The organism is Xanthomonas sp. SHU 308 (genome assembly GCF_000364645.1).
Classification (GTDB): domain Bacteria; phylum Pseudomonadota; class Gammaproteobacteria; order Xanthomonadales; family Xanthomonadaceae; genus Xanthomonas_A; species Xanthomonas_A sontii.
On sequence record NZ_AQOK01000328.1, the window covers coordinates 1 to 1,269 of the forward strand.

Here is a 1,269-nt window from a genome sequence, read left to right on the forward strand (position 1 = left end):
GATCGCCGATGGACTGCGGTTGTGTTAACAGGCCCTAGCCGAGCGGCGCGGGCAGCGTGTGATCCTCGCCCGGAACCTGCTGGGCACGCTGCGCAATCGGGAACTGGCGCAAGCCGCCAAGGACATTGGCGCCGATACCGGACTGGAGCATCGGCCCGTCGCCGATGGTCAGCGCGTGGCCGGCATCTACCGGTGCTCGGTCATGCTCGCCAGCGGGCGCTACGCGATGCTCGATGACGGCATGGGATTCAGCCTGGTGCCGTGGCGGCCGGTGATCGAACAACGGCTGGGGCAGCAGATCGCCGCGACGCTACGCGGCGCTCAGGTGTCGTGGGAGATTGGAAAGCAGCGCGGGCTAGCCATCGGATAGCGATGAGGCTGCTTTTTCATCCAGCCTTTCGCTGCGCTTCCCAAGGAGCCTTCGGAGAAAACCGCTCGGACAGAATGTCCACGACGCGCCGCACCTTGGCGGACAGGTGCCGGTTCTTCTGCCACACCGCATGGATCGGGAATCCCTGAGTTTCGACCATGGGTAATACGCGCAGCAACCGTCCTGCGCGCAGGTGCTCGGCAACCAACCAGTCGGACAGCAGTGCGATGCCATGCCCCGCAAGTGCCGCATCGAGGATGGCTTCGCTATGGTTCAGGCCCAGCCGCCCGCGCACTGCCAACGGTTGACTGCGGCCGTGGCGGTCGAGGAAATGCCAGGGCCGCGCCTGCCCGCCGCTACCGAAGGTGATGCAGGCGTGTCGATGCAGGTCGTCCGGGGTTTGCGGTTCGCCGTGTCGGGTCAGATAGTCAGGATGAGCGACCAGCACCGCCTGCTGCACGCCCAAGGGCTTGGCGACCAGTGTGGCGCTGTCTTGCAGCGGCCCAATGCGAATCACCAGGTCGATGCCGTCCTCGACCAGATCGACTCGGCGATCGGTCAGGCTCACGTCCAGTTCGAGCGCGGGGTGCTGCGTGGCGATTTCCAGCAGCGCCGGCAGCACCCAGCGCCGGCCGAAGACCACAGGCAGATCGACGCGCAAACGCCCGGCCAACTCTTGCCGTTGCGTCGTCGCCAGCGCCTGTGCGTTCTCCAGTTCCGCCAAGGCCCGCTGGCAACCGTCACTGAACTGACGACCTTCTTCGGTCAGGCTCAGGCGGCGCGTGGTCCGCTGGAACAGCCGCACGCCCAGCGTGGCTTCCAAGCGGGCGATGCTCTTGGCGACCCCCGATTTGCTCATGTCTAGCTGTGATCTCTCAGTAGGTTGTTCATCCGGGGCA

Annotated in this window: 1 protein-coding gene and 1 pseudogene; one reads left to right on the forward strand and one right to left on the reverse strand. The window is 65.7% G+C overall.

The window, feature by feature from the left end; genetic code table 11:
* Window positions 1-34: 34 nt before the first annotated feature.
* A pseudogene (locus D588_RS0111505) lies at window positions 35-370 on the forward strand (DUF3363 domain-containing protein); the annotation flags it as partial.
* A gap of 16 nt (window positions 371-386) precedes the next feature.
* Here D588_RS0111505 and D588_RS24575 read toward each other — a convergent pair.
* Window positions 387-1,269: LysR family transcriptional regulator (locus tag D588_RS24575; RefSeq protein ID WP_043084513.1), on the reverse strand; the 883-nt coding region annotated here is incomplete at its 5' end.